The organism is Macellibacteroides sp., from assembly GCF_050251695.1.
Classification (GTDB): domain Bacteria; phylum Bacteroidota; class Bacteroidia; order Bacteroidales; family Tannerellaceae; genus Macellibacteroides; species Macellibacteroides fermentans.
Genome location: NZ_JBFWMI010000182.1, coordinates 1 through 2950 on the forward strand (window position 1 = coordinate 1; position 2950 = coordinate 2950).

The 2950-nt window shown below is 45.5% G+C and carries 4 protein-coding genes and 1 pseudogene; all 5 read left to right on the forward strand.

Annotation, left to right across the window (positions count from 1 at the left end; genetic code table 11):
- Positions 1-207, forward strand: a pseudogene (locus AB7E53_RS14830) (transglutaminase-like domain-containing protein); the annotation flags it as partial.
- 156 nt (positions 208-363) lie between these two features.
- Positions 364-1134: a threonine/serine ThrE exporter family protein gene (locus AB7E53_RS14835; RefSeq protein ID WP_068185995.1), complete on the forward strand. Its 771-nt coding sequence runs from the start codon at positions 364-366 to the stop codon at positions 1132-1134.
- Positions 1131-1628: a threonine/serine exporter family protein gene (locus tag AB7E53_RS14840; RefSeq protein WP_068185991.1), complete on the forward strand. Its 498-nt coding sequence runs from the start codon at positions 1131-1133 to the stop codon at positions 1626-1628. The genes AB7E53_RS14835 and AB7E53_RS14840 overlap by 4 nt, the downstream gene beginning before the upstream one ends.
- Positions 1625-2353: a DUF6064 family protein gene (locus AB7E53_RS14845; protein ID WP_446776572.1), complete on the forward strand. Its 729-nt coding sequence runs from the start codon at positions 1625-1627 to the stop codon at positions 2351-2353. The genes AB7E53_RS14840 and AB7E53_RS14845 overlap by 4 nt, the downstream gene beginning before the upstream one ends.
- A gap of 115 nt (positions 2354-2468) precedes the next feature.
- The coding region (locus AB7E53_RS14850) for a sugar-binding domain-containing protein (RefSeq protein WP_446776574.1) at positions 2469-2950 on the forward strand (482 nt) is incomplete at its 3' end.

The following is a 2950-nucleotide window of genomic DNA, read 5'->3' on the forward strand; positions in this document are numbered from 1 at the left end:
GATACCCGCTATTTCTTCTCCAACGGAATTGATGCCTACCGGTTGATTGTGAACGACGACTTTTCGGCTCCGCTTGTTCCCGAAAAGCATTTTACCCGCAGTGAGACAGTGGACTTCCAGCGGGGTGAAGTGGAATGGAAAGGGGGCAATCTGTACTTCGACAAGTGGACATGGGACATCGATGTGCAGATTATACCTCAAAAATAGGCCGGCATCGCCTCCTCTCTGAAATCTTTTATTTACTTTTGCAGCCGATTCAGTTTTTTTCATTGTTCACCCTCTATTTAATTTCGTGAAGACACTCTATTAGTCCTCCCGGGACATTCGTTATTGTTTAGATTATTTAAGGTATAGTCTTCTTTTATGAAACAGGAAAAAGAACCTCTGCTGCAGGTAGGGGTATTTGTAGCCGAATATGCTGCACACATGATGGGGTGTGGGGTACATACTTCCCGTGTGATACGTAGTACGAAACGAATCGGCGAGTCTTTTGGATATACTGTTAAGATCAGTGTACTCCAGAGAAGTATTATTCTTACACTGCTTGATCTGGAAACGAGGGAAAATTACAGTGAAGTAATCGACATCCCGTCGCTTCCCATCAGCTTTGAACGGAATTCAGAATTAAGTGCGTTGAGCTGGGAGACCTTCGACGAACATTTGTCTCTCGACACATTGAAAGAAAAGTACAGGAAGATTGTCTCCTCTCCCCGTATCAATCCGTTGTTTGTATTGATTCTGGTGGGTTTTGCCAATGCCTCTTTCTGCAAGTTATTCGGCGGCGACTGGTGTTCTGTGGGAATCGTGTTTTCGTCTACAATTGCAGGGTTGTTTTTAAGACAGCAGATGGCCGGCAAAGGGATCAATCACTTTGTAATTTTTATTGCATCGGCTTTTGTTGCATCCATGTGCGCCTCAACGTCTGTTATCTTTGATACTACTTCCGAAATAGCCTTGGCTACCAGCGTTCTGTACCTGGTTCCCGGCGTTCCGCTTATCAATGGTGTGATCGATATTGTAGAAGGGCATGTGCTTACCGGGTTTGCCCGACTTACCCAGGCGGCTCTGCTTATCGTATGCATTGCAATCGGACTTTCCTTTACATTATTACTGGTAAAAAACAGCTTGTTATGATACTTACGGATATTCTTATAGACGGATTCTTTGCTGCTGTGGCAGGAATCGGATTCGGAGCAATCTCCGATCCTTCGTTACGCTCGTTCCCTTACATCGCTTTACTGGCTGCCGCCGGTCACGCTTGTCGTTATTGTTTGATGACTTTGGTGGGTATTAACATTGCATCGGCTTCCTTTGTGGGGGCTCTTGTAATCGGTCTGGGCAGTATCTGGCTGGGGAAAAGGATTCATTCTCCTATGACGGTGCTTTCCATTCCGGCTCTGCTGCCGATGGTACCCGGTAAATTTGCCTACAACATGGTATTTGCCCAACTGATGTTTTTGCAGAATATGGATAATCCCCTGGACAGGGCTAAGTATATGGAGATGTTTTTTTCAAACACCATGGTTACCTGTACGGTGATCTTTCTGCTTGCCGTAGGTACCACCCTGCCTATGTTTTTGTTTCCAAACCGCGCTTATTCTCTTACCAGACATAAAAAACAACTATGAATACTTTCTGGAAAACAATTGCCGAGTACAACTCCGCCACCTGGATGTATCAGATCTTTATCGTGCTGATCGGTGTGTTGCTTACCCTGATGCTCCTGCGTAACCCGCAACGTTGGGTAAAGATAGGGATGAAGATTTACTTTATCGCCACCTATACCTGGATATCGGTGGTTTACTATCATATCTACTGTTCGGAGAGAAGCTACAACAATGTATTGTCTATCTTCTGGGCTATCCTGGCCATTGCCTGGCTGTGGGATCTATTGGCCGGCTACACCCAATTGGAGCGTAACCCCAAATACAACGTGCTGGGATATCTTTTGGTGCTGATGCCTTTTATCTATCCTGTTTTCTCCATGGCAAGGGGACTTAGCTTTCCGGGTATCACGTCGCCGGTAATGCCCTGCTCGGTCGTTACCTTTACAATCGGGTTGTTGTTACTGTTCTCCCGCAAGAGCAATCTTTTCATTATCCTGTTGCTCTGTCACTGGTCGCTTATCGGTTTATCGAAGACCTACTTCTTTAAAATTCCGGAAGACTTTCTATTGGCCAGTGCTTCGGTTCCGGCATTGTACCTCTTCTTTAAAGAGTATTACCTTACCGATCTGCACAAAGACACCAAACCCAAAGCAAAATTCATCAACTGGTTGCTGATAGCTGTTTGTGTAGGCATCGGGATTGTGCTTACCACTACGTTGGTGATCGAGCTGTACAAGGATGCCTGAAGCGCTCTCTTTGACTGCTAAAAGGGCATAGTTGGACAATCGGTTGTCTTAAATCGGACAATTTGGGCAGTTGCACCACCTCATCCGGCGCTATTTTTGCATAAAAAAAGAGATCATGAAAAACGCCGTGGTGCTTTTTGCACTTTTATTGCTATGCAGTTCTGCCTATGCCGGACGCAGTGTATTGTCTTTAAACGACAACTGGAAGTTCCGTTTCTCTCACCAGGTTCAGTTTAAAAGCGAACATCGCGTGGACTTACCTCATACATGGAATGCCACCGATGCTTTGTCGGGGAAACAGGATTACCTGCGTACGACCGGAAACTATGAGAAAAGTCTGTTTATACGTCCCGAATGGAAGGGTAAACGAATCTACCTTCGCTTCGAAGGGGTAAATACGGTAACCAACCTATTGGTAAACGACCGGCATGTGGGTGAACACCGGGGAGGATACGGGGCTTTCGTTTTTGATATAACCGATTTCATCACATACAATCAGGACAACAAACTATTGGTTAAAGTAAGCAATGCCCTTACACAGGATGTTATGCCTCTGGTGGGTGACTTTAATATCTACGGAGGCATCTACCGGGATGT